The 24,150-nt window shown below is 70.5% G+C and carries 22 protein-coding genes; 11 read left to right on the top strand and 11 right to left on the bottom strand.

Going from position 1 to position 24,150, the window contains the following annotated elements; all coding sequences use genetic code 11:
- The first annotated feature begins 182 nt into the window (after positions 1–182).
- Positions 183–2,261, top strand: coding sequence for a glycogen debranching protein GlgX (gene glgX, locus IT072_RS02195; protein WP_223359163.1), 2,079 nt, complete (start codon positions 183–185; stop codon positions 2,259–2,261).
- Positions 2,258–3,109, top strand: coding sequence for a serine/threonine-protein kinase (locus IT072_RS02190; RefSeq protein ID WP_223359162.1), 852 nt, complete (start codon positions 2,258–2,260; stop codon positions 3,107–3,109). The genes glgX and IT072_RS02190 overlap by 4 nt, the downstream gene beginning before the upstream one ends.
- 251 nt (positions 3,110–3,360) lie before the next feature.
- Here the strand turns inward: IT072_RS02190 and acs are convergent, their stop codons facing one another.
- Together acs and IT072_RS02180 are read right to left on the bottom strand one after the other, a co-directional pair.
- Positions 3,361–5,349 (bottom strand): acetate--CoA ligase, encoded by a 1,989-nt coding sequence (gene acs / locus IT072_RS02185; protein WP_223359161.1) that lies wholly within the window; start codon positions 5,347–5,349, stop codon positions 3,361–3,363.
- Positions 5,350–5,443: 94 nt separating this feature from the next.
- On the bottom strand, positions 5,444–6,022 hold the full coding sequence (locus IT072_RS02180) for a dihydrofolate reductase family protein (protein ID WP_223359160.1): 579 nt from the start codon (positions 6,020–6,022) through the stop codon (positions 5,444–5,446).
- 52 nt (positions 6,023–6,074) lie between these two features.
- Between IT072_RS02180 and IT072_RS02175 the strand changes: the two genes are divergently transcribed.
- Positions 6,075–7,085, top strand: coding sequence for a PHP domain-containing protein (locus IT072_RS02175; RefSeq protein ID WP_223359159.1), 1,011 nt, complete (start codon positions 6,075–6,077; stop codon positions 7,083–7,085).
- A gap of 81 nt (positions 7,086–7,166) precedes the next feature.
- On the opposite strand, the gene IT072_RS02170 is transcribed toward IT072_RS02175, so the two are convergent.
- Positions 7,167–7,922 carry a hypothetical protein gene (locus IT072_RS02170; RefSeq protein WP_223359158.1) on the bottom strand — a complete coding sequence of 252 codons (756 nt, stop codon included), beginning with the start codon at positions 7,920–7,922 and terminating at the stop codon, positions 7,167–7,169.
- Positions 7,923–7,977: 55 nt separating this feature from the next.
- Here IT072_RS02170 and IT072_RS02165 point away from each other — a divergent pair, with 55 nt between their 5' ends.
- Together IT072_RS02165 and IT072_RS02160 are read left to right on the top strand one after the other, a co-directional pair.
- Positions 7,978–9,087, top strand: coding sequence for an ABC transporter permease (locus IT072_RS02165; protein WP_223359157.1), 1,110 nt, complete (start codon positions 7,978–7,980; stop codon positions 9,085–9,087).
- Between the two features lie 20 nt (positions 9,088–9,107).
- Complete coding sequence (locus IT072_RS02160) at positions 9,108–10,241, top strand: hypothetical protein (protein ID WP_223359156.1); 1,134 nt, start codon at positions 9,108–9,110, stop codon at positions 10,239–10,241.
- A 51-nt stretch (positions 10,242–10,292) separates the two neighbouring features.
- Here IT072_RS02160 and IT072_RS02155 read toward each other — a convergent pair whose 3' ends face one another.
- Entirely contained in the window at positions 10,293–10,631 is a 339-nt protein-coding gene (locus IT072_RS02155; RefSeq protein ID WP_223359155.1) for an SH3 domain-containing protein, read from the bottom strand.
- A 98-nt stretch (positions 10,632–10,729) separates the two neighbouring features.
- Here IT072_RS02155 and IT072_RS02150 point away from each other — a divergent pair, with 98 nt between their 5' ends.
- Complete coding sequence (locus IT072_RS02150; RefSeq protein WP_223359154.1) at positions 10,730–11,404, top strand: DUF998 domain-containing protein; 675 nt, start codon at positions 10,730–10,732, stop codon at positions 11,402–11,404.
- Positions 11,401–12,015 carry a TetR/AcrR family transcriptional regulator gene (locus tag IT072_RS02145; RefSeq protein ID WP_223359153.1) on the top strand — a complete coding sequence of 205 codons (615 nt, stop codon included), beginning with the start codon at positions 11,401–11,403 and terminating at the stop codon, positions 12,013–12,015. Before IT072_RS02150 ends, IT072_RS02145 begins: the two co-directional genes overlap by 4 nt.
- A gap of 92 nt (positions 12,016–12,107) precedes the next feature.
- Here IT072_RS02145 and IT072_RS02140 read toward each other — a convergent pair whose 3' ends face one another.
- The 4 genes from IT072_RS02140 to IT072_RS02125 all read right to left on the bottom strand — a co-directional run bounded on the left by IT072_RS02140 (position 12,108) and on the right by IT072_RS02125 (position 15,829).
- Positions 12,108–12,512, bottom strand: a complete 405-nt coding sequence (locus IT072_RS02140) for an SgcJ/EcaC family oxidoreductase (RefSeq protein ID WP_223359152.1) — start codon at positions 12,510–12,512, stop codon at positions 12,108–12,110.
- Between the two features lie 276 nt (positions 12,513–12,788).
- Positions 12,789–13,286: a MarR family winged helix-turn-helix transcriptional regulator gene (locus IT072_RS02135; protein ID WP_223359151.1), complete on the bottom strand. Its 498-nt coding sequence runs from the start codon at positions 13,284–13,286 to the stop codon at positions 12,789–12,791.
- A 23-nt stretch (positions 13,287–13,309) separates the two neighbouring features.
- The gene (locus IT072_RS02130; protein ID WP_223360886.1) at positions 13,310–14,992 is read right to left on the bottom strand and encodes an MDR family MFS transporter; all 1,683 of its coding nucleotides are present in this window, start codon (positions 14,990–14,992) and stop codon (positions 13,310–13,312) included.
- A gap of 258 nt (positions 14,993–15,250) precedes the next feature.
- A complete protein-coding gene (locus IT072_RS02125; protein ID WP_223359150.1) occupies positions 15,251–15,829 on the bottom strand; it encodes a TetR/AcrR family transcriptional regulator in 579 nt (192 codons plus the stop codon).
- A gap of 84 nt (positions 15,830–15,913) precedes the next feature.
- Here IT072_RS02125 and IT072_RS02120 point away from each other — a divergent pair, with 84 nt between their 5' ends.
- Positions 15,914–18,427: an MMPL family transporter gene (locus IT072_RS02120; RefSeq protein WP_223359149.1), complete on the top strand. Its 2,514-nt coding sequence runs from the start codon at positions 15,914–15,916 to the stop codon at positions 18,425–18,427.
- A gap of 93 nt (positions 18,428–18,520) precedes the next feature.
- Complete coding sequence (locus IT072_RS02115; RefSeq protein ID WP_223359148.1) at positions 18,521–19,399, top strand: hypothetical protein; 879 nt, start codon at positions 18,521–18,523, stop codon at positions 19,397–19,399.
- Between the two features lie 11 nt (positions 19,400–19,410).
- Here the strand turns inward: IT072_RS02115 and IT072_RS02110 are convergent, their stop codons facing one another.
- From IT072_RS02110 to ctaD, 3 genes are read right to left on the bottom strand one after another with little or no spacing between them, the layout of a single operon-like run.
- Positions 19,411–20,031, bottom strand: coding sequence for a vitamin K epoxide reductase family protein (locus tag IT072_RS02110; RefSeq protein ID WP_223359147.1), 621 nt, complete (start codon positions 20,029–20,031; stop codon positions 19,411–19,413).
- A 2-nt stretch (positions 20,032–20,033) separates the two neighbouring features.
- The gene (locus IT072_RS02105) at positions 20,034–20,282 is read right to left on the bottom strand and encodes a hypothetical protein (protein WP_223359146.1); all 249 of its coding nucleotides are present in this window, start codon (positions 20,280–20,282) and stop codon (positions 20,034–20,036) included.
- Positions 20,279–22,078, bottom strand: coding sequence for an aa3-type cytochrome oxidase subunit I (ctaD, locus tag IT072_RS02100; RefSeq protein ID WP_442786779.1), 1,800 nt, complete (start codon positions 22,076–22,078; stop codon positions 20,279–20,281). The genes IT072_RS02105 and ctaD overlap by 4 nt, the downstream gene beginning before the upstream one ends.
- Before the next feature lie 75 nt (positions 22,079–22,153).
- Here ctaD and IT072_RS02095 point away from each other — a divergent pair, with 75 nt between their 5' ends.
- Together IT072_RS02095 and IT072_RS02090 are read left to right on the top strand one after the other, a co-directional pair.
- The gene (locus IT072_RS02095) at positions 22,154–22,795 is read left to right on the top strand and encodes a helix-turn-helix domain-containing protein (RefSeq protein WP_223359144.1); all 642 of its coding nucleotides are present in this window, start codon (positions 22,154–22,156) and stop codon (positions 22,793–22,795) included.
- 88 nt (positions 22,796–22,883) lie between these two features.
- A complete protein-coding gene (locus tag IT072_RS02090) occupies positions 22,884–24,056 on the top strand; it encodes a thiolase family protein (protein WP_223359143.1) in 1,173 nt (390 codons plus the stop codon).
- Positions 24,057–24,150: the final 94 nt, after the last annotated feature.

Raw genomic sequence — 24,150 nt, 5'->3', positions numbered from 1 at the left:
CGGCCGCGCAGCGCCCTGTCAACCGCTGGCGATGCGGGGCCGAGCGCCGGTACTGTGGCGGTTCCATGAATCGGAGGCGCCGTGATCGAGCCCAGCCCGTCCCACCCCCGCGACGACGCACCAGCAGCACCATCCGCACCAGCCGTAGCCCGAGCGACGACGCACTCCGCAGGGGCCAGCGCGTGAGCGGCGACCGCTCCCGCCCCTACCCGCTCGGCGTCACGCTCGAGGAGGGCGGCGCGAACGTCGCCGTCTACAGCGAGAACGCCGACTCGGTGATCGTTTCCCTGTTCGACGCGCGGGGACGCGAGACCCGGACGACGTTGCCCGAGCGCACCGGCCACGTCTTCCACGGATTCGTGCCCGGCCTCGTCGCAGGGACGCGCTACGGACTCCGGGTCAACGGCCCGTGGGATCCGGCGAACGGCCTCCGGTTCTCCCCCGCCAAGGTGCTGCTGCCGCCGCGCGCCCGCGCGGTCACCGGGTCGTGGGACAACACGCAGGCCGTGTTCGGTCACCAGCTCGGACGCCCCAAGCGGCGCAGCGACACCAACGGCGCCCGTCACGTGGCGCTCGGGGTCGCCGTCGACCAGCGCGAGTTCGACTGGGGCGACCACCAGCGGCCGCACACACCGCTGAGCGAGACGGTCATCTACGAGCTGCACGTGAAGGGCTTCACGAAGCTGATGGAGTGGGTGCCCGAGGAGTTCCGCGGCACCTACGCAGGCCTGGCGCATCCCGCCGCCGTCGAATACCTCAAGAACCTCGGGGTCACCGCGGTCGAGCTGCTGCCCGTCCACCAGTTCGTCCAGGATGCGCACCTGCTCGAGAAGGGCTTGCGCAACTACTGGGGCTACAACTCCATCGGCTTCTTCGCCCCGCACAACGAGTACGCGGCCACCGGCGACACCGGCCACCAGGTCGACGAGTTCAAGGGCATGGTGAAGGCCCTGCACGCGGCCGGCATCGAGGTGATCCTCGACGTGGTCTACAACCACACCGCGGAGGGCAACGACCTCGGGCCGACCTACAGCTTCAAGGGCATCGACAACCCGTCCTACTACCGGCTGGTGGAGGGGGACGCCGCCCACTACTTCGACACGACCGGCACCGGCAACAGCGTCAACGTGAGCCACCCGGCCGCCCTGCAGCTGATCATGGACTCCCTCCGCTACTGGGTCGAGGACATGCACATCGACGGGTTCCGCTTCGACCTCGCGACGACGCTCACGCGGCAGGGCGGCGACGCGAGCCTGCACAGCGCATTCCTCACCCTGATCCAGCAGGACCCGACGCTCGCCGAGGTGAAGCTGATCGCGGAGCCGTGGGACGTCGCCGGCTACCAGCTGGGCGGGTTCCCGGCCGACTGGTCCGAGTGGAACGGCAAGTTCCGCGACGACGTGCGCGACTACTGGCGCGGCGAACCCGGCGTTCTCGCCACGCTCTCGCAGCGCGTGCTGGGCAGCCCCGACATCTACGAGGAGTCGCGCCGCGCACCGCTCTCGAGCGTCAACTTCGTCACCGCGCACGACGGCTTCACGCTCGCCGACCTCACCAGCTACAACGAGAAGCACAACGAGGCCAACGGCGAGGACAACCGCGACGGGGAGTCCGACAACCGCTCCAGCAACTACGGCGTGGAGGGCCCGACGGACGACGAGGGCGTGAACGCGTTCCGCGTGCGGCAGCGCAAGAACTTCCTCGCCACGGTGCTGCTCTCCGCGGGCGTCCCGATGATCCTCGGCGGTGACGAGATCGGCCGCACGCAGCAGGGCAACAACAACGCCTACTGCCAGGACAACGAGATCTCGTGGTTCGACTGGGCGAACGCCGACTGGGACCTCCACGCCTTCACGTCGAAGCTCATCCACCTGCGCCGCACAGAACCCGCCCTGCGGCCCGAGTGGTATCGGCACGCGCCGGAGGTCGGCGGACCGGACGTCGTCTGCATCCTCCGCGCCGACGGCCGGCCGTTCGCCGACGACGACTGGGCGGACCCGGAGGCGCGGTCGATCGCGTTCGAGCTGCGCCACGAAGGGGCGGACACCTTCCTGCTGATGCTCAACGCGGCCGGCAACGGTGTCGACTTCACTCTTCCGGAGGCCGCGGGCGGCGCGTGGGAACTGGAGCTCTCCAGCGACCCCGAGCTCGTCGTCGCCCCCGACGTGGCGAACGTGATCGTCGGCGAGAGCTCCTTCGCCCTCCTGCGCTCACGACGCACGACCGGCGACACCGCGAGCCACCCCGAGGAACACGCATGAGCGCCCCCGAGATCCCGGCCCTGCTCGGCCGCTACCGCCCGCAGACGGTGATCGGCCGTGGCGGGGAGGCGAGTGTCTTCCGCGCGACCGACGAGATCCTCGGCCGGGAGGTCGCGATCAAGCTCTACCGCTCCGGCGGCGAAGAGGAGATGACGCAGTACCGCACCGAGCAGTCCGCACTGGCCCGGCTGTCGCACCACGGCATCGTGTCCCTGATCGACGCGGGCATCGACTATTCGGCGCCCGAGGACCCGCGCCCGTTCCTGGTGATGGAGCTCGTCTCGGGCAGTGACCTCGCCTCCACCCTGGCGAAGCGGGAACTGACCGTGGAGGAGATCGCCGAGATCGGCTACGACATCTCGGAGGCGCTGGAGTACGTGCATGCCAACGGCGTCGTCCACCGGGACATCAAGCCGTCGAACGTCATGCTCGTCACCTACGGCACCACCACGTTCCGCGCCCGTGCCCGCCTCACCGACTTCGGCATCGCGAGCGGCATCGCCGGGGCTCCCGCCCACGAGGAGGAGGGCCGCACCACCGGCACCGCCGCCTACCTCAGCCCCGAGCAGGCGTCGCGCGAGCCCGCGACCCCGGCGAGCGACATCTACTCGTTGGGGCTGGTGCTGCTCGAGTGCTTCACGCGCAACGTGGCCTTCCCGGGCGACCCGGTCTCCTCCGCCCTCGGCCGCCTGGAGCACGACCCGCCGATCCCGGACGGCCTCCCGGACGGCTGGCCGGAGCTGCTGCGCGCCATGACCGCCCGTGACCCCGCCGCTCGTCCGACCGCCGAGCAGCTGACCCCCGCCCTGCGCGAGGCGGTGATCGCGGCCTCCCGCGCCCGCGTGTGAGGGACGCCGGGTCGGGGAGCGCGGGGGTCCGGAACTCCGGAACTCCGCCGCGACGCGCCGCTCAACTCGCCGTCCGAACGGTGATTCGGGGCGTTGGAGCGGACGATCTCCGGAATTGCACCCACACAAGCGGCGAGACACCGACCGGCACCGCGCCTCCAGATCCGGAACTCCGGAACTCCGCCGCGACGCGCCGCTCAACTCGCCGTCCGGACGGTGATTCGGGGCGGTGGCGCGGACGATCTCCGGAATTACTGCTGCGTACGCAGAGCGGCGGGGCGCACGGCCGCGACGATGCGGGCGGGCACCGTCTCGTCTTGGAGGGAGGTCGTGTCGCCGAGCGGGCGCCCGTCGAAGATGTCGACGAGCAGGCGGCGCATGATCTTCCCCGAGCGGGTCTTGGGGAGGTCGTCGACGATGACGATGTGCCGCGGCTTCGCGATCGCCCCGATCTCGCGCGTCACCTGGTCACGCAGCTCGCCGTCGCCGGGCGCGGAACCGGACGGCACCACGAACGCGGCGACTGCCTGACCGGTCGTGCCGTCGTCGACGCCGACGACCGCGGCCTCCGACACTCCGGGATGCGCGACGAGCGCCGACTCGATCTCGATGGTCGACAGGCGGTGCCCGGACACGTTGATGACGTCATCGAGGCGGCCGAGCAGCCACACGTAACCGTCCGCGTCCACGGCCGCCCCGTCCCCGGCGAGGAAGTAGCCGCGTTCCGCGAACGGCGCCCAGTACGAGTCGCGGTACCGTTCGGGGTCCCCCCAGACGGTGCGCGACATCGCGGGCCAGGTGCCGTCGATCACGATCGAGCCCCCGGAGCCGCGCGGCACGTCGTCGCCGCGCTCGTCGACGACGCGCACGGTCACGCCGGGCACTGCGACCGTCGCCGAGCCGGGCTTGAGCGCCGTGACACCCGGGAGCGGCGCGACGATCGCCGCGCCCGACTCCGACTGCCACCACGTGTCGACGATGGGCGCGTGGCCGCCGCCGATCTGCTCGCGGAACCAGACCCACGCCTCCGGGTTGATCGCCTCGCCGACGGTTCCGAGCAGGCGGACGCTGGAGAGGTCCCAGCGGTCGCCGAGCCCGTCCGGGAACCAGGTCATGAAGGTGCGGATGAGGGTGGGCGCCGTGTAATAGGTGGTGACTCCGTAGCGCTCGATGATCTCGAAGTGGCGGCCCGTGGTCGGCGTCTTCGGCGTGCCCTCGTAGATGACGGAGGTCGTGCCGTTGGAGAGCGGGCCGTAGAGCACATAGGTGTGCGCCGTGACCCAGGCGAGGTCGGCGGTGCACCAATAGACGTCCGACTCCTTCGCGTCGAACAGCGCCCAGTGGCTCCAGGACGCCTGGGTCAGGTAGCCACCCGTGGAGTGGACGACGCCTTTCGGCCGCCCGGTCGTGCCCGACGTGTAGATGATGAAGAGGGGTGTCTCCGCGTCGAAGAACTCGGGCTCGTGCACGTCTGGGGCGGTCTCGACCACGTCGTGCCACCACAGGTCGCGGCCGTCGGTCCAGGGGATGCCGGGCGTCAGGTCGCCGGTCCGCCGCACGACGAGCACGTGCTCGATCGCGTTGTCCCCCGCGACGGCGGCGTCGGCGTTCGCCTTCACCGGCACGGCGGCCCCGCGGCGGAACTGGCCGTCGGAGGTGACCAGCAGTTTCGCGCCCGTGTCCTCCACCCGGAACCGCAGCGCCTCCGCCGAGAACCCGCCGAACACGAGCGAGTGGATGGCGCCTACGCGCGCGATGGCGAGGGTGATGACCACGGTCTCCGGGATCACCGGCAGGTAGACGACCACCCGGTCGCCCTTCCCGATCCCGAGCGCGGTGAGCGCGTTCGCCGCCTGCGCCACGCGGCGCTGCAGCTCGGCGTACGTGATCGTCTCGGTGTCGCCGGGCTCGCCCTCGAAATGCAGGGCGACCCGATCGCCGTTGCCCGCCTCCACGTGCCGGTCGACGCAGTTCACCGCGGCGTTGAGCCGGCCGCCGGCGAACCACTCGGCGCGCGGGATGCTCAGCTCGCCGTCCGCGCCCCGGGTCGCGGGCTCCCAGGTGTGGGCCGTGCGCCACGGCTCCGCCCAGTCCAGCCGCGCGGCCTGCCGCTCCCAGAACGCCACCGGATCCGCCGCGTCGAGGAAGACGCTCGCGTCGACGTTCGCCTGCCCGGCGAACTCCGGAGACGGCTCGTAGAGCCGACTCTCACGGCCGAGGTTCTCTATGGGGGCGGTCACGATTCGACGGTAGCGGAGGGGCGGGACGTGGGTCGGCGGGGGCGAAACGAAGCGTAATCGGGAGTGAGGCGGGATTATGAGCTCGACCCGGAGCTCATAATCCGTGACGAACGCCTGATGAGCTCCGCACCCGGTACCGCAGCCGTGCGAACTGCCCCACAGCCTCCGCCGACTCCAGCGTCAGGCGGTCGGACTCCACGCGGCGCGGCAGCAGCGGGGCGCCTCCCGTCAGTGCGACGGGCGCGATCGAGATCGCCAGCTCATCCAGAGCGCCGATGTCGAGGAACTGCCCGGCGAGTTCGCCGCCGCCGACCACCCAGATGTCGCCGTCGCCCGCCGCCTCACGGATCGCGGGCAGGGCATCCGCCACCGCGCCGGAGACGAAGCGGATGTCGGCGCCCTCCGGAACCGGAAGCGCGCGGTGGGTGAACACGAAGGTCGGCCGCTCGCCGTGGAACTCCTGCCACCGCTCGGGATGGGCGAGGATGTCGCTCTCGGCGAGCACCCACTCGTACGTCGTCGACCCTTCGACCATGACCGACGCCTCCGCGGGGAGCAGACCCTCCGCCGGTTCGTCGCCTCCCGGGACCGCGAACAGCCAGGCCAGCGAGTTCTGCTCGTCGGCGATCCAGCCGTTGATGGTCGTGGCCGTGTCGAAGACGATCTTTCCCATGCGCCGCACGCTACCGGTGACGTCCGACACCGCGGGGTGGGAGCATGAGCGCATGGATGCCGTCGACGCGCTGGACGAGATCGCCTTCTGGCTCGAGCGGGAGCTCGCGCCGACGTTCAAGGTGAAGGCCTTCCGCACGGCGGCGGCGATCATCGCCCCGCTGACGCGCGACGAGCTGGCCGCCCGGGTGGCAGACGGCCGGCTGAAGCGCACGAAGGGGATCGGGGACCGCACCTTCCAGGTGATCTCGCAGGCGGTCGCCGGCGCGGTGCCGGACTACCTCGCCGATCTGCGCGCGAAGAACTCCGAGCCGCTCGACCCCGGCGGCGCCGACCTCCTCGCGCAGCTGCGCGGCGATCTGCACGCCCACACCGACTGGTCCGACGGCACGACGCCCATCGCGGTCATGGCCGCCGCCGCCGCGACCCTCGGCCGCGAGTACCAGGCGATCACCGATCACTCGCCCAACCTCACCGTCGCGAACGGCCTCAGCCCCGAGCGACTGGCCGAGCAGCTGGAGGCGATCGCCGGTCTCGACACCGGACCCGTCACCCTCCTCACCGGGATCGAGGTCGACATCCTCGAGGACGGCACGCTCGACCAGGAGCCGGCGCTGCTCGACCGACTGGACGTGGTGGTCGCGAGCGTGCACTCCAAGCTCCGCTCCGACCGTCGCACGATGACCGCGCGGATGCTCGGCGGCGTCCGGGACCCTCGCACGAACGTGCTCGGCCACTGCACGGGCCGGCTGGTCCAGGGTTCGCGCGGCACCCGACCGCCCTCGGAGTTCGACGCGGAGGCGGTCTTCGCGGCGTGCGCGCAGAACGACGTCGCGGTCGAGATCAACTCCCGCCCCGAACGTCAGGACCCGCCGGACGACCTCCTCCGCCTCGCCCTCGATGCCGGCTGCGTCTTCTCGATCGACACCGATGCGCACGCGCCGGGGCAGCTGGACTTCCTCTCCTACGGCGCGGCGCGGGCGGCCGCGAACGGCGTCCCGGCGGAGCGGATCGTCACCACATGGCCGCTGGACCGGCTGCGGGAGTGGCTGGCGAAGGGCTAACACCCGCGAGGTTCACGTCGTTGCCCTTTCACCTCCGAAATGACCGCAACGACGTGAACTTCGGGAGGGTACGGAGGGGGTCTACAGCCCCCATGCCGACGCCGGCGCCTGCACGATCTCCACCGGCCGGGTGCTCCAGTGGGCGCCGTTGGCGTAGTGGCTGGTCGCCCACGGGGACGCCCAGATCGCGGCGGCGGTCGCGTCCGCACTCGTGCCGGCCTGGAGGCCCGCGACGATGCCGGGGTAGCCGCGCTGGAGGTTCTTGGCGCAGTACTCGGCGGCGCTCACCAGGTCGGGATAGCTGCCCAGGCCGGCGCCGCCTCCCGAGCCATAGCCGTTGTTGAGGGGATTGTTCCGGTTCCACCAGTCGGGCGGGCCGTTCTCCTGGCGCATCCAGCGCAGCATGACGGTCACGTTGGCGTCCGTCTGCGGCCAGCCGCCGAACAGCAGGACCAGCTTCGCCCAGGCCTCGTTGGTGCCGACGCGCGCGAGGGTCTGGAGGCCGTCGGTGGCGCTCAGGCTGTCGCGGTCGATGACCGGCGCGGCGATCGTCGCGTCGACGGCGAGGTGCTGCTCGGGACCGGCTGTGCCGCCGTCCACGGGAGTCTGGCCCGGCGCGACCGTCGAGACCGGCGCGGCCAGCACGGTGGCCGCGAGGGCGGCATCGGTGGGGACGATCGAGAACCCGGCCACCAGGGCGACGAGCGCGAGTGTGACACCCAGCCGGTGGTGCAGCGGCATCCGGCGCACCGGCCGCAGTGCGGGCGCGGGCGCGTCGGCAGCACGGCCCGCCGAGCGGCGGCCGTGAGCGCGGGGGGTTGCGGACGCGGGCTGCATACCCGACCGAGAGTACCAAAGCCGTGCTGGAATGGAACCGGGAGAGGGGTGCACCATGACTTCGAGCGACACCACGGCGGAACCCGGTGAGACGCCAACGGCGATGCGGTTCCGGGAGGGTCCCCACCTGCCCGCGCTCGTCGTCACCCTGATCGTGACGGTGATCGCCGGACTGTTCGCCGGCACCTACGCGTGGGCGATGGGTGACCCGCAGCCGCACGACGTCCCGATCGGTCTCGTCTCGACGACACACTCACCCGGCGAGCTGGCGACCGAACTGGAGGCGCGCACCGGAACCACCTTCGTCGTCCGCCCGTACGCGACGGAGACCGACGCCGAGGCGGCCATCCGCGAGCAGGTCGTCTATGGTGCCCTGGTCGAACAGCTGAACGGCTCGGTGCGGCTCTACGTCTCCAGCGCCTCCGGAGCCTCCGTCGCCCGCCTGCTGGAGGGGGATGCGCCGCGCCTGGAGCAGTCGATCGGCCAGCCCGTCACCGTGGTCGACGCGCATCCCCTCGCCGAGAAGGACCCCAACGGGCTCGTGCTCTTCTACGTCGCCCTCGCGGCCGTCGTCATCGGCTTCGTCGGCGCGATCCAGACCCGTGTCAACGCCGCGCGGCTGACCCTGGCGGGCGAGCTGTTCTGGGATGTGGTGCGGTCGGTGCTGGGCGGCTTCGCCATCGCGTTCACGGTCGGTCCGCTGCTGGGCGTGCTGCCCATCCCGTTCTTCGCCGTCTGGGGTGTGCTCGCGCTGACGATGCTGATCGCGGGCGCGACCTACAGCTTCTGGCGCGTCCTCATCGGCGCGAGGTGGGCGATGCTGCCGACCTGGATCGTGTTCGTGCTCATCAGCAACCCGTCGTCCGGCGGCGCGGTCGCGCCCGAGCTGCTGCCGCCGTTCTACCAGTTCATGGGCCGCTGGCTGCCGACGGGCGCGACCGTGCGGGCGGTGCGCGACCTCACCTACTTCCCCGACGACCTCCATCTCGAGCCGTACATCGTGCTGGCGGTGTGGCTGGTCGCGTCGGTCGGGCCCTTCGTCGCCGTGCGGCTGTTCCGGTACGGCCCGGGCGCTCCCGGCGACATCCTGCACACCTGGAGGAGCATCGCCCGACGGCACGGACGTGCGACGGACGAGGTCGCTGCGGAGGCTCCCGCCGGCTGAGCCCGCGCTATCGTGAACCCGTGGAGCACTGGGCGGACACGGGCACTGTCGACGGTCGGCTCGCGCAGCTCCGCGCCGACTTCCCGGCCCGGATCCGATGGACCGAGGTGCGGGAGCAGGACCCGGAGGCGTTCCGTTCCGCTGCCCGCGGCGCGCTGCTGCTTCCGCTCGCGATCCTCGCCACCGTCGCCTGGACGAGCCTGACCGTCGAGATCCCCGTCGCCGTGACGCTGCCGGGCTGGATCGACGGGCTGCGCGGCCTGCTGGTCGTCGCCCTGCTGTTCACCGCCCTCCTGCTGTGGATCTTCGCAGTGGCGTTGTTGTCGCTCCCCGCCGACACACGGCGGGCGATCGCGATCCGACGCTTCGGGGACCGTCACGGCCTCGCGTTCCAGCGCCTCGGCGCCGCACCGCCCCCGACAGGCATCCTGTTCGCCGAGGGCCCGGTCGCCACACCATCCGCGAGACGCCGTGGGACGCGGACGGGCCGGCTGCAGCCCACGGTCACCTCCCGGTTCCGCGCCGAGTTCGCCCTGACGGACGGCGGGACGTTCGGCGACCCGGGCCTCCAGCTCGCGGTGGCCACCTACACGGGCGGCAAGAACGATCCGAAAGGGCCGCGGGGCGCGTTCCGGTATCTGGCGACCCGGATGCCGCGCCCGCTGCCGCACCTGATGATCGACTCGCTGCGCAACGGGCGCCTCCGTGCCGTCCTGCCGGGAACGCAGCGCCTCTCGCTGGAGGGGGACGTCGACCGTCACTTCGCCGTCTACGTCCCGGCCGGTTACGAGCGCGACGCACTCCAGCTGCTCACGCCGGACGTGCTGGTCTGCCTCCTCGACCACGGCCGCCGGTGGGACGTGGAGGTGGTGGAGGATCGGGTCTTCGTCGCCTCCACCCGCTCCCGCCGCCGCTCGGACCGCACCGAGATCCCGGCGCTCCTGCGGTTCGCCGAGCTGATCGGCGCGGAGCTCGGCCACCAGGCGTCCACGTACACGGACCCGCGGGCCCGCGAGCCGCGCACGCAGGTCGCAGCGGCCGGGCGACGGCTCCGGCGGCGCTCCGGGGTCTGGGTCGCGATGGCCATCGCCGCCGCGGTGGCGGCGATGCTCGCGTTCCCCCACGTGCTCGGCTGGGTGCTCGACAACACGTGAGCGCAGGGGCGCGGCGACCGGAGAACCCCACCATCTGCGTTTGACGGTCGATCACGCGACCGCGAGCACACGATGAGGAATCCATCCCTCGCGGCCACCGGCGTTCCGGCACCAGGACCAGCCGCTCTCTGCGTCCTCCTCAAGGACCTCGACGCTCTCACCCGCAACTGCGGGAAGCTCGGTGGTGTCATACCCGACACGGACGACGCCCGCCGAACCATCGATATCAAGGTGGCGCGCGGGTACCCAACCCGTTCCCTCCGAGGCCGTCACGAACACGAAAGCGGGCCATTCGGTGTCCCGGTCGCCGACCTGAACGACGTCGCCGGGCCTGATCACCAGTGGGGCACGCTCCGGGATGTCATGATCGGCGGTCAGCACGTATCGCACGACGCAGATTCTCCCACCAGCGTGGATTCGGGAGCGAGGGCGATCTCCATCCCGTCGCCGGGGCACGCCCGAAGCAGTTCTGGACTAATATGGTCTGCATGCGACCAATTCAGTCCACCAGCGCCACGCTCTGGATCGTCGCCGCGGGGGTGTACCTCGTCGCAGAGGCGGTCAGTGCGCTGGCCTTCCCCGGCTACTCGTACGCGACGAACTACATCAGCGACCTGGGGGTGCCGGACGTCGGCACGTTCCAGGGGCGGTCGATGGATTCCCCGCTGCACCTCATGATGAACGTCGCATTCGTCCTGCACGGCGTCCTGTTCGCTGTGGCGGCGATTCTCACCGCCCGGGGCGATGCCTGGCGCACGACGGCGCGCCGCTGGTTCGTCGCACTTGCGGGCGTGCACGCGGTCGGCATCATCCTGGTCGGTCTGTTCCCGGGCAGTCAGGCCAACGCAGACAGCGGCCTCATCGTGTTCCACGTCCTCGGCGCGGCGATGGCCATCATCGGCGGCAACGCCGCCGTGGTGGTCGCCGGAGTCACGCTGCTGCGACAGGGGCCGCGCTGGCTCGGCTCGACATCGATCGCGCTCGGAGTCGTCGGCATCGTGGGCCTCGTGATGCTGCTCGTCGACTCCACCTCGAGCACCATCGACCTGCTGCCCGACGGGGTGTGGGAGCGCATGGCCGTCTATACGATCCTGGCCTGGGAGCTCCTCGCCGGCATCACGGCTCTCGCCACCCCGAGCCGTCGCCCCGCGGTGCCAGCGTGACGGCACCGGCGCGACCGCCCCGGCCCATCCGCCCCTCGTCGGCGGAGATCGACGAGGCGGTGCTCGACGCGACCGCCGCCCTCGTCGCCCGGCGCGGTGCCCGGGAGACATCGGTTCAAGCCGTGGCGGACGCGACCGGCTTCTCGAAGACGGGACTCCTCCGGCGGTTCCCGTCGAAAGACGTCCTCATCGACGCGTCGCTGGAGCAGTGCGTGCGGCTGACCGAAGGCGTGCATCGGCTCGTGGGGACTCACGGGACCGACCGCGACCAGGATTCCGCATCGATCGCCGGACTGGTCGATCTCGCGCTCAGTCACCCGGGCTGGGCTCAGGTGATGCTGGCATCCATCCCGCCGATCAGAGACGAACGGCTGCGACCGGGTCTCGCGCAGATCGGCGACCTCGTGTCGGACATGTTCCGGCTCGACCAGTACACCGCCCTGGTGCGCCGGGCACGCGTGACCGGAGCCCTCGGTGTGCTCGTGACGCTCGCCCTGACATACGAAGCCGAGGCGACCGTCGAAACGGCACGCCCCGTCATCATCGATGTCTCCTGGTCGGCTCTGGGTTACGGGAGCGCTGAGGGTGAGCCGCCTCGCTCGCGTGCATGACGAAGGAGAGTCATCGCGCGCGGTGTTCCCGCGGTGACGACGGAGAGTGAAGGCGTTCATTCCGCGCCGCCGATCGTCGAGCCCGGAGGCCCTCACTTCTGGCGCCCCAGCGGAGTGTTCTGGTACGACACGAAGACCCACCCACCCGCGATGCGCTGCGCGACGAGAGTGTAGACGGTGCGCTTGTTCTGGTCGCTCGATCGCTGGTCGAGGTAGACCACGTGGCCGTAGCAGAGGAGAACGGCGACGTCCGGGCTGAGGAACCGCAGCCGTTCGATGCGGCCCTCGAGACGGCTGTTCCGGGCCCAGGCGGAGAACGCCACGTCGTGACCGTCGATGATCTCCTTCCAGCCGTGTTGCACGCCGCCGGCGCCGTAGATGTAGTCGGCGTCCGGGGTGAAGAAGGCGGCGTACGCCTCGGAGTCGCCCCAGGCGTCGAGCATGCGCTGGTAGAGGTCGCGAACCGCCGTCTCGTCGGCGTAGGTGGGAGCGCTCATGTCGAGTCCTTCCGTAGCAGGAACCGGCACGCGGACGCGGCCGGCGAGAATCCTGCGAGACGACATGGAAGGATCGTCGGAGGGCCGGATCATGGCCCCTTCGGAGCTGACGCTCCTAAACATTGGTTCCCGAAAAGAGACGCTAGCCCTGGACGCCCGAGCAGTGCAAGACCGGTGTCTAGGACGTTCGTCGGCACCGGCAGACGCACCGCGAGGTGCGAGGGCGCACGCGAGGCCCACGCACTGCGCGCAACGCCTGGGGACCGCGCATGGCGCCTAGTTCCTGGTCGTCTCGTTGAGCCGCGCCAGCAGGTCGGCGAGCCGCCCGACATCCTCTGCGCCCCACTGCCGCAGGCCGCGGTAGAGCTTGGCCTGGTCGGCGGCGCGGGCCTCGTTGACTTTCTCGATCGCCGGAGGCGTCGCGACGAGGAAGCTGGCGCGGCGGTCGGAGGGGTCGACCTGGCGTTCGATCAGTCCGAGGTCTTCGAGGATGCGCACCTGGCGGCTGACCACGCTCTTGTCTGTCGCGAGCATCCCGGCGAGCGCTCCCGCGTGCAGCGGACCCGTGCGGACCAGGGTGCTGAGGAGACGGAACCCGACCGGCTGCAGGTCGGGGTGGACCTTCGCAGCGCGATCGCGCATCCCGGCGCTCACCTGGCTGAAGAGGATGGTGAACTGCTCCTCGACCGCGGCGATCGCCTGGTCGACATCTCCTCCGGTGGCAGCGGGGCGGGCGGCGGCGTCGTGCGCAGCCGCCCGGTCCGTGTTGTCCATGGCCGCGATCATAACGGGTCCGGTCAGCGGTCTTCCTGAGCGTTCCGCTCGCCGTCCGACGGGGCGCCCCGCACTGCTCCCACCGAGCCGGTGACGGGCGCGGCGATCATCGCGTCGGCGACCTCCACGAGGTTCTCCTCGGCTGCTTCGACGGCCGTCTCGGGGGTCTTCTCCTCCATCAGCTCGACCGCCGTCTTGGTGCCGAGTTTCACGTTCGGCAGGAAGGCGATGGCCACGATGGTGACGATCGCGAGCGGGACGGCGACCAGGAAGACGTCCGCCACGCCCTGACCGTAGACCGACTCGACGATCGCGCGGACGGCGGGCGGCAGGGTGTTGACCTCGGGGAGCGTGCCGCTCTGCAGCAGCTGCGCGATCTCCCGGCCCTGCGCGCCCAGCGTGGCGAGGATGCCCTGCAACTGCGTGCCGTGCGCGGCCATCCCGTCGGCGACCTTGGTGCCGAGGATGCTGCCCATCACCGAGACACCGATGGTGCCGCCGAGGCTGCGGAAGAAGGCGACGTTGGAGCTCGCCGCTCCCAGCTGCTCGGGCCGGACCGTGTTCTGCACGATCAGGACGAGGTTCTGCATGACCATGCCGACGCCCGCGCCGAGGATGAGCATGTAGAGGGAGACGAGCACATAGTCGGTGTCGTATTCGATGGTGCTCATCAGATAGAGCCCGACGGTCAGCAGGATCGACCCGACGACCATGAAGCTCTTCCATCTGCCGAACCGGCTGATCAGGTTGCCGACGATGGTCGACGACAGCAGAAGGCCCAGGATCATCGGCAGCGTCAGCAGACCCGACTGGGTCGGTGTGGCCCCGCGGGCGACCTGCATGTACTGGCCGAGGAACACCGAGGTGCCGAACATCGCGACGCCGACCGAGATCGACGCGATCACCGCGAGGGTGAAGGTCCGGTTCCTGAACATCGCCAGCGGGATGATCGGCTCCTTCACGACCAGTTCGGTGATGACAGCCGCGACGAGCAGCGCGATCCATCCGCCGACCATCCAGAAGGTCTCCGGGCCCCACCACTCGAAGTCGTTGCCGGCGAGCGAGACCCAGATGAGGAGGAGCGAGATGCCGGCGGCGAGGAAGATCGCGCCGAGGTAGTCGATGCGCACGGTGCGCACGGGGCGCTTCGGGAGTCGCAGCGTGACCTGCAGCAGGATGATCGCCACGATCGCGACCGGGACGCCCACGAAGAAGTTCCAGCGCCAGCCGATCGAGTCGGTGAGCAGGCCGCCGATCAGCGGGCCGCCGACCGTGCCGACCGCCATGACGCCGCCGAAGAGGCCCATGTAGCGCCCGCGCTCACGCGGGCTGATGATGTCGGCCAGGATGATCTGGCTGAGCGCGGTGAGTCCACCGGCGCCGAGCCCTTGGACGACGCGGAAGCCGATCAGCATGCTCGTGTCCTGCGAGAACCCGGCGAGGGCCGAGCCGAGCACGAAGACCACCAGCGCCAGCTGGATGAGCAGCTTGCGGTTGAAGAGATCGGCCAGCTTGCCCCAGATGGGCGTGGAGACGGTGGTCGCGAGCAGGGTGCTCGTGACGACCCACGTGTAGGCCGTCTGGTCGCCGCCGAGCTCGGAGATGATCCGCGGCATCGAGGTCGACACGACCGTGCCCGCGAGGATCGAGACGAACATTCCGAGCAGGAGCCCGGACAGGGATTCGAGCACCTGTCGGTGCGACATGGCGACCGGCGATCCGTCCCTGGAGAGTGCTGTTGACATGTGTTTCCTTCACACAATTGGTTGACTGAAAGCAACCATATATACTTAGGTGACCTAAATCAACCAATAAGCTGCATTTTCTGCAAAATTTCCGTCTATGCACGAATTTCCCCGCCCGATCGATTCCGGAGATCTACCGGTCCGGACGCCCCTCCGCCGTACGAACGGGGTCCTGAGCGGCGTGTCGCGCTTCCGCTCCGGATCTACTCGGGTCGCGTCTCAGCGCAGCGCGGGACCGTCGAGCACGACCGCGATCAGCCGCTGCACCGCGCCGTCGTCGACCTCCGCACGGGCGAGGCCGCGCAGGATGATCGCGCCCACGAGCATCTCGCCGAACTCGGCCATCGGGACGGTCGGCGCCAGCTGTCCGGCCTCGACAGCGGACTCCAGTCGCGCGGAGAGCGCGGAGCCGGCGCCGAGCTTGTCGCGGATGCGGCGGGTGACCTCGGCGTTCTCGGCGGCCGCGGCGGCGAACGAGCGGATGAGGTCCTCGCCGTCGGTGCGCTGCAGCAGCCGGAAGACGTCCTCGAGCCAGGCCTCGAGATCGGCTCGGAGGTCGCCCGTGTCCGGCGGGTCGAGGGGCTCGGGGATGAGGACGCCCTCGACCAGACAATCGACGACGAGCACGCTCTTGGACTTCCACCAGCGGTAGATGGTCTGCTTGCCGACGCCGGCCTCTGCGGCCACTCCCTCGATGGTGAGGTGGTCGTAGCCGCGGGCCGCGAAGATTCGCGCGGTGGCCGCGAGGATGGCGACGCGCGCCTCCTCGCTGCGACAACGTCCGCTGCGACCCGACATCTTCACATCCTACTTTCATCTTTCGATACGAGACGGTGCGTATCATCGACCGAGTCGGCGCGTGGACGCCATGGAGAGGATGAGATGGCCGAGCTGCTGTACCGTCTGGGTAAAGGATCAGCCAAGCGCGCCTGGGTCGTCATCGGCGCGTGGATCGTGGTGCTCGCGATCGCGGGCGCCGGATTCCTCATCGGCTACAAAGGCCTCAGCTCGAGCTTCGACATCCCGGGCACCGCCTCCGGCGCTGTCACCGACGAGCTCGCGAAGAAGCTGCCGAAGTTCAGCGGCGCCTCGGGAATGGTCGTGCTCACCACGACGGACGGCTCGGCGTTCACCGACGCGCAGAAGACCGCGATCGCAGACCGGATCGAGAGCGCGAAGGACCTCCCGGACGTCACGGGGGTCACCGACCCGTTCGCGACCGAGAAGCAGCGCGCAGATCAGGAGCAGCAGATCACCGACGGTCGCGCGCAGATCGCCGCGGCCCGACAGCAGCTCGACGCCGGCCAGACCCAGCTGGATGCGGCGACCGCTCAGCTGGAGGCCTCGCAGCAGCAGCTCGACGCCGCGAAGGCGCAGCTGGTCGCCGCTGGCCGGCCGACCACCGCGCTCGACGCCCAGCAGGCGCAGCTCGACGCCGGCACAGCGCAGCTCGCCGAGCAGCGGAAGAAGATCGCCGACGGTCGCACCGAGCTGACGACGCAGACCGCGAAGCTCGACCAGGGCGCCGAGCTGCTCTCCCTCGCGAAGGATATCCGGCTCGTCTCGTCCGACGGCTCCACGGCCCTCGTCAGCGTCTCCTTCGACAAGCCGCGCCTGGAGCTGCCGGAGGAATCGAAGCAGGCCGTGATCGACCACTTCGAGAAGAACCCGGTCGACGGCGTCACGGCCGACTTCTCGACCGAGCTCGCCCAGGGGGTTTCGGAGGTGCTCGGCGTCGGCGAGCTCGTCGGCGTCATCATCGCGGCGATCGTGCTGCTCGTGATGCTCGGCTCGGTCATCGCCGCCGCCCTCCCGCTCGTCACCGCCATCCTCGGCGTGGGGATCGCCGCCGTCGGCACCCTCGCCTTCTCCGGTGTCGTGCAGATGGCGTCGGTGACGCCGGTGCTCGGCGTGATGCTGGGGCTCGCGGTCGGGATCGACTACGCGCTGTTCATCATCAACCGGCACCGCAAGCAGCTGCTCCAGGGCGCCGAGGTGCGGGAATCGATCGGGCTCGCGAACGGCACCGCGGGCAATGCGGTCGTGTTCGCCGGCACGACCGTGGTCATCGCTCTGCTCGCACTCAACATCACGGGCATCCCGTTCCTCGGCCTCATGGGCACCGCCGGCGCCATCGCGGTGGCGATCGCCGTGCTGATCTCCATCACCCTGACGCCCGCCCTGCTCGGGCTCGTCGGGATGCGCATCCTGAGCCGTCGCGCCCGGGCCCGCGCCGAGAAGCGCGAGCACAAGGCGCAGAAGCCGGCGAAGCCGATGAACACCTGGCGGGCCGTCATCACCACCGTCGGCGCCATCGCCGCGCTGCTCGTGATCGCCGCGCCCGTGCTGACGATGCGCGTCGGGCTGCCCGACGGCGCCCAGGAGCCGGCCGGGTCGACCACCCAGCGCGCCTACCAGGTCGTCGAGGACTCCTTCGGCGCCGGCGCGAACGGCACCCTGCTCGTCTCGGCCACCCTGCCCGCCGGCCTCGACGACGACCAGGTCACGGCGACCCAGCTCACCATCGCGAAGAAGCTCGCCGACCAGGCCGACGTCGCCGCCGTCGCACCCATCGCGGTGTCGGACGACCACCGCCTGACCGCCTTCCAGGTCGTGCCGAAGGACGGCCCCAGCAGCGCCTCGACGGAGCAGTTGGTGCGCGACCTGCGCGAGCTGCCCGCCATCGGCGACGGCATCACCCTCGGCGTCGCCGGCCAGGCCGCGAGCAACATCGACATCTCCGAGAAGATCGTCGGCATCCTGCCGCTCTACCTCGTGGTGGTCGTGGGACTGTCGCTGCTCATCATGATCGTCGTGTTCCGTTCGTTCGTGGTGCCGCTGATCGCGACGGGAGGCTTCGTGCTCTCGCTGTTCGCGACCTACGGGGCGATCGTCGCGGTGTTCCAGTGGGGCTGGTTCGGCGCGCTGTTCGGCATCCACACGACCGGGCCCATCCTGAGCTTCCTGCCGGTCATCCTGGTCGGGATCCTGTTCGGGCTCGCGATGGACTACCAGCTGTTCCTCTCGACCGGGATGCGGGAGGCGTACGTGCACGGCTCCCCCGCCCGCCTCGCGGTGATGCAGGGCTTCCGGGCCGGCCGCCCGGTCGTGATCGCGGCGGGCATCATCATGGTGTCGGTGTTCGGCGGGTTCATCTTCTCGGACTCGACGATCATCCGCTCGCTCGGCTTCGGTCTCGCGTTCGGCGTGCTGCTCGACGCGTTCGTGGTGCGCATGCTGCTCATGCCCGCGCTCATGCACCTCGTCGGGCGTGGAGCCTGGTGGCTGCCGCGCTGGCTCGACCGGATCCTCCCGAACGTCGATGTGGAGGGCGCCCGCCTCGAGCGCAAGCACCACCTCGACGGCACCCCCGTCGAGGCGGCCCCGGCTCGCTAGCCCTCTGCACATTCGTCACGAATGTCGACTGCGGGCGCCGGCTCCGCGACATTCGTGACGAATGTGCCCGCTCGCCATCCGCGAGAATGGGGTGTGCACAATCTCGGACTCCTCTTCGACGTCGACGGCCCCATCGCCAGCCCCGTGACCCGCACGATCAACGTGCGCAGCATCGTCACCGACCTCGTGGCGATGGCTGCGGCGGGCGTCCCGATCGCCTTCATCACGGGGCGTTCGGGCGACTTCATCCGCAACCAGGTGGTGGAACCGCTCTGCGACGCCGGGCTCGGGGAGGCCCTGGAGAAGCAGGGCGCGCGGATGTTCGGCGTGTTCGAGAAGGGCGGCGCGTGGGCCGCGATCACCGGCGCGGGGATGGGCGAGGTCACGGTGGACGAGTCCGTCGCATTCTCGCCGGAGGCCGTGGACGCCGTTCGCGCGCTCGTGCGCGAGCGCTTCGCGGACACGATGTTCTTCGACGAGACCAAGCGCGCGATGATCTCCGTCGAACAGCGCACCGACGTCGACGCGGAGACGTACAAGGAAGCACAACCGCGGTTCGAGAGCGCCGCCTTCGATCTCCTCACCGGACTCGGCGTCGGCCTCCGGTACGGCGAGCGCTCGACGCCGGACGCGTCGGGCGCTGTGCCCTTCCGCGTCGACCCGACGATCATCTCGACCGACATCGAGTCGGTGCTCCTCGACAAGGACCGCGGCGCCCAGCGCGCGTTCGAGTACTTCGCCGAGCGCGGGCCGCTCCCCCGGCGCTGGCGCTCGGTGGGCGACTCCCGCAGCGACTACAAGATGGCCGATTACGTGCACGACGCCGGCTTCGAGGTGGCACACGTGGATGTGCGGCCGGCGGACGGCGTCCTGGACCGGCCGTACGACGTCATCACCATCGGCGACCGGATCCACGACGAAGCGGGCGCGGAGTTCCTCGCCCACTGGCGGCGCGAGCTCGAGCTCGAGTAGTCGCCCGCGTCTCAGACGAAGGCGCGGTGGATCCAGTCCAGCTGGATCTGCGCCAGAACCGCGACGACGGCGTAGCAGCCCACCGTGATCAGCGGCACCCACCCGTAGAGCGCCGAGCACACCCGCCGCACCCGCTCCGGCACCGGGATGACCCCGGTCTTCAGGTTGTAGAGCGTCACCGCCCAGAAGGTCGGGATGGTGACGGACCAGGTGACCATGCACCACGGGCACAGCACGTTCAGGACGGTCAGCGATGCGGTGATCAGGAACACGACCAACGCCATCGCGAGCACCACGCCCGCGTTGAACGCCAGCCAGAACCAGCGGGCGAACCCGTCGCGGCTCGCGAGGATCGCCACGCCCATCGCGATGGTCGCCGTCCAGCCGACGAGCCCGAGCAGCGGGTTCGGGAACCCGAGCAGGGAGCCCTGCCACGACGCGAGGTTCGTCGCGCATCCGATCAGGACGTTGAAGCTGCAGGTGAGATGCGCGTTCGGGTCGCGCAGCATCTGGAGCTTGTCGAGCGTGAGCAGGAACGCGGCGGCGAGGCCGATCGCCCCCGCGACGATGAGCCAGGCGGCGAGCAGGCGCGGGCGGCGGGTGCTGCGCACGGCGAGGACGGAGTCGGCCATCGCTACACCGGCAGCGGCAGCATGCAGATGCCGACCACGAAGACCGACGCCGCGGTGATGGCCAGGGCGACCCCGGCCGACTGGCGGCGCGCGGCCGGCGTGCGGCCCCAGAGGTCGGCGCGGGCGCAGGTGCGCTCGGCGTCGCGCAGGATCCGCTCGGTTCCCGGGAGGTCGAGGTCGAGCGCGCCGCGCCGTGCCTGCTGGCGGATGAGGGCGGCCTCCTCGGCGGTCATGGGGATCGCCCTGCTCATTGCGTCACCTCGGCGGTCGCGTCCGCAGCGGCGCCGGCGCCGACGGGCGCGGTCGCGGTCGACAGCCGGGGCAGCGTCGCCGCCGGACCGTGGTGCAGGTCGAACGCAGGCGACTCCGACCGGATGCGCGGGATGGACGTGAAGTTGTGGCGCGGCGGCGGGCAGCTCGTCGCCCACTCCAGCGAGCGTCCCGTGCCCCACGGGTCGTTCGAGGTGACCTTCGGCGCGCGTCGCCAGGTGAGATAGACGTTGATGACGAAGGGGATCATCGACGCCGCCATCACGGCCGAGCCGACCGTCGAGAGCTGGTTCATCCAGGTGAAGCCGTCCTCGGGCAGGTACGTCGCGTAGCGGCGCGGCATCCCGATCACCCCGAGCCAGTGCTGGATGAGGAAGGTCATGTGGAACCCGATGAACAGCAGCCAGAAGTTCCACTTCGCGAGCGTCTCGTTGAGCATCCGCCCTGTCCACTTCGGCCACCAGTAGTAGATGCCGGAGAAGGTCGCGAAGATCACGGCACCGATGAGCACGTAGTGGAAGTGGGCGACGACGAAGTAGGTGTCCGAGACGTGGAAGTCGAGCGGCGGAGAGGCGAGGATGACGCCGGTCAGGCCGCCGAAGGTGAAGTTGATCAGGAAGCCGATCGCGAAGAGCATCGGGGACTCGAAGGTCAGCGACCCCCGCCACATCGTCCCGACCCAGTTGAAGATCTTCACGCCGGTCGGCACCGCGATCAACATCGTCATGAGCGAGAACCAGGGCAGCAGGACGCTGCCCGTGACGTACATGTGGTGCGCCCACACCGTGATCGACAGGGCGGCGATCGCGACCGTGGCGTAGACGAGAGTCTTGTAGCCGAAGATGGGCTTGCGGCTGAAGACCGGGAAGACCTCCGAGACGATGCCGAAGAACGGCAGCACGATCACGTACACCTCGGGGTGGCCCCAGAACCAGAACAGGTGCTGCCAGAGCAGCGCTCCCCCGTTCGCGGCATCGAAGATGTGCGCACCGAAGACGCGGTCCGCCATCGCCGCGACGAGCGCCGCGGCCAGGACGGGGAACGCCATCAGGGCGAGGATCGACGTGATGAGCGTGTTCCAGGAGAAGATCGACATCCGGAACATGGTCATGCCGGGTGCACGCATGGTCATGATCGTGGTGACGAAGTTGACCGACGAGAAGATCGTGGCGAAGCCGAGGAGGATCGCCCCGGCGAACCACAGGGTGTTGCCGAGCCCCGGCGAGAACGTCTCCGCGGCGAGCGGCTGGTAGGCGAACCAGCCGAAGTCCGCGGCGCCCTGCGGCGTGAGGAGGCCGCCTGCGGCGATCAGGCCGCCGAACAGGAAGCACCAGAACGAGAACGCGTTCAACCGGGGGAACGCCACATCCGGGGCGCCGAGCTGCAGCGGGATGATGACGTTGGCCGCGCCGGTGAAGAACGGCATCGCGTACAGCAGCAGCATGATCGTGCCGTGCATCGTGAACATCTGGTTGTACTGCTCGCCCGACAGGATGTGCAGGCCCGGCTCCATGAGCTGCGCGCGGATCAGGAGCGCCATGATCCCGCCGATCGCGAAGAAGACGCCCGACGCGACCATGTACATGTAGCCGATGGTCTTGTGGTCGGTGGAGGTGATCCAGCTGACCACGATGTTGCCCTTGCGGGTCTGCCGGGGGACGGCGCGCTGCTGCTGGGGACTGAGGGTGGCGGTCACCGCTCGATCCTCGCGGGCCGGCGCTCGGTCGTGTCGGCCGGAATCCCGGAAATAATCCCGCGGTTGAGAAGCCGCCGCCATCGCTTCTACAATGCGTAGAACAGGCGTCGACGATCCGGACGGCTGCGCGCGGAGGCAGAGCAACGGGAGGTCCGCATGAGTCGTCACGAGGTGTCGCACCTGCGGCGCACTCTGGTGTCGGCCCCGCGTCTGCGCCTGCTGGAACGGCTGCAGGCGGAGAGCCCGCAGACGGCTCCGCGGCTCGCGGCGAGCGTCGGCCTCCACCACAACACCGTGCGCGAGCACCTCGATCGGCTCGTCGACGACGGGCTCGTCGTCCGCACGACCGAGCACCGCACGGTGCGCGGCCGACCCCAGGTGCTCTACTCGGCCGCGCGCGGCCTGGATGGCGCCAGCGCCAGCGCACGCGCCCAGACGGGCCGGGCGATCGAGCTGGGGCGCGCATACCGGCGGAGCTTTCCACAGGGGCCCCGCGAGGCCGCGGGACCGGGCGAGGTCGGCCCCGCCGCCGAGAGCGCCGCCGACGCACAGCTCGACGTGCTCGAGGACTACCTCGACCGCTGCGGGTTCGACCCGCAGGTCGACCGCGACGCTCTCGAGATCCGGCTCTCCTGCCCGTTCGAGGGGATGCGCTCCGAACTCTCCGAGTCGCTCTGCACGGTCGACCGCCGCGTCGTCTGCAGCGTCCTCGCCCGGGTGGAGGGACCGCTGGCCGTGACGGGGATCACCCCGACCGGCGAGGCGGGAGCCTGCGTGCTCACGATGGAGCGCGGGTAGCCGCAGCTCCGCTGTCCCCTGCGGCGCGAACTGCGCCTAGGCTGGCGTCGGGCCGGGCGCGACGACGCGCGCGGCCGGAGGAGGCAGCATGACCGCCGCGTTCGTCTACGACGCCGTCCGCACGCCCTTCGGGCGCTACGGCAAGGCGCTGGCCGCCGTGCGCCCCGACGACCTCGCGGCCTCGACGTTGCGGGCGCTGGTGGACCGGCATCCCGCGCTCGACCCCGCAGCGATCGACGACGTGCTGCTCGGCGACGCCAACCAGGCGGGCGAGGACAACCGCAACGTCGCGCGGATGGCCGTGCTCCTCGCGGGTCTGCCGGTGACCGTGCCGGGCGCCACCGTGAACCGGCTCTGCGGGTCCGGGGTGGAGGCCGTGGTGCAGGCGAGCCGCGTGGTCGAGACCGGAGACGCCTCCCTCGTCGTCGCTGGCGGCGTCGAATCGATGTCGCGGGCGCCCTGGGTGCTCCCGAAGGCCGACCGGCCGTATCCCGCCACCGATGCCACGCTCGTGTCGACCACGCTGGGCTGGCGGCTGGTGAACCCCGCGATGCCGCCGGCGTGGACCGTCTCCCTCGGCGAGACGGCCGAGCTGCTCGCCGAGCGCTTCGGCATCCCGCGCGAGGAGCAGGACGCGTTCGCCCTCGGCTCGCACCGCCGGGCAGCCGCCGCGTGGGAGTCGGGAGCATATGCCGCGGAGACCGTGGCGGTGCCGGGGGTCGCGCTCGAGCGGGACGAGAGCATCCGCAGCGACACGACGCCGGAGGCCCTGGCAGCGCTCGCGCCCGCTTTCCGCCCGTCGGGCGGCACGGTGACGGCCGGCAACTCGTCACCGCTCAACGACGGCGCGGGGATGCTGCTGCTGGGAGCCGAGGGCGCGGTCGACTCCGCGCCGCTCGCCCGAATCGTCTCCCGTGCGGTCGTCGGCAACGAGCCGGACGCGTTCGGGATCGCGCCGGTCGCCGCGGCGACGCGAGCGCTGGAGCGTGCCGGACTGAGCTGGGACGACGTCGACCTCGTCGAGCTCAACGAGGCGTTCGCGGCGCAGTCTCTCGCCTGCCTGCGCCTGTGGCCCGAGCTCGACCCGGCGAAGGTCAACGTGCACGGCGGGGCCATCGCGATCGGGCATCCCCTGGGCGCATCGGGTGCGCGCATCGTGGGGCACCTGGCGCACGCGCTGGCCGCGCGGGGCGGCGGCGTGGGGCTGGCTGCGATCTGCATCGGCGTCGGTCAGGGCATGGCGGTCGTTCTGCGCGCCTGAGCCGCCCCGCCCTCCACCCCGCCCTCCGCCCCGCCGAGACGACTCGAAGTCGCGCCGAATGCGTCGAGGCGGCGAAGAATGGGCCGCCTCGACG

Origin of the sequence: Leifsonia sp. ZF2019 (genome assembly GCF_019924635.1) — a bacterium.
GTDB lineage: Bacteria > Actinomycetota > Actinomycetes > Actinomycetales > Microbacteriaceae > Leifsonia.
The sequence above is the reverse complement of the archived record's forward strand: the minus strand, read 5'-3'. Positions and strand labels throughout refer to the sequence as shown.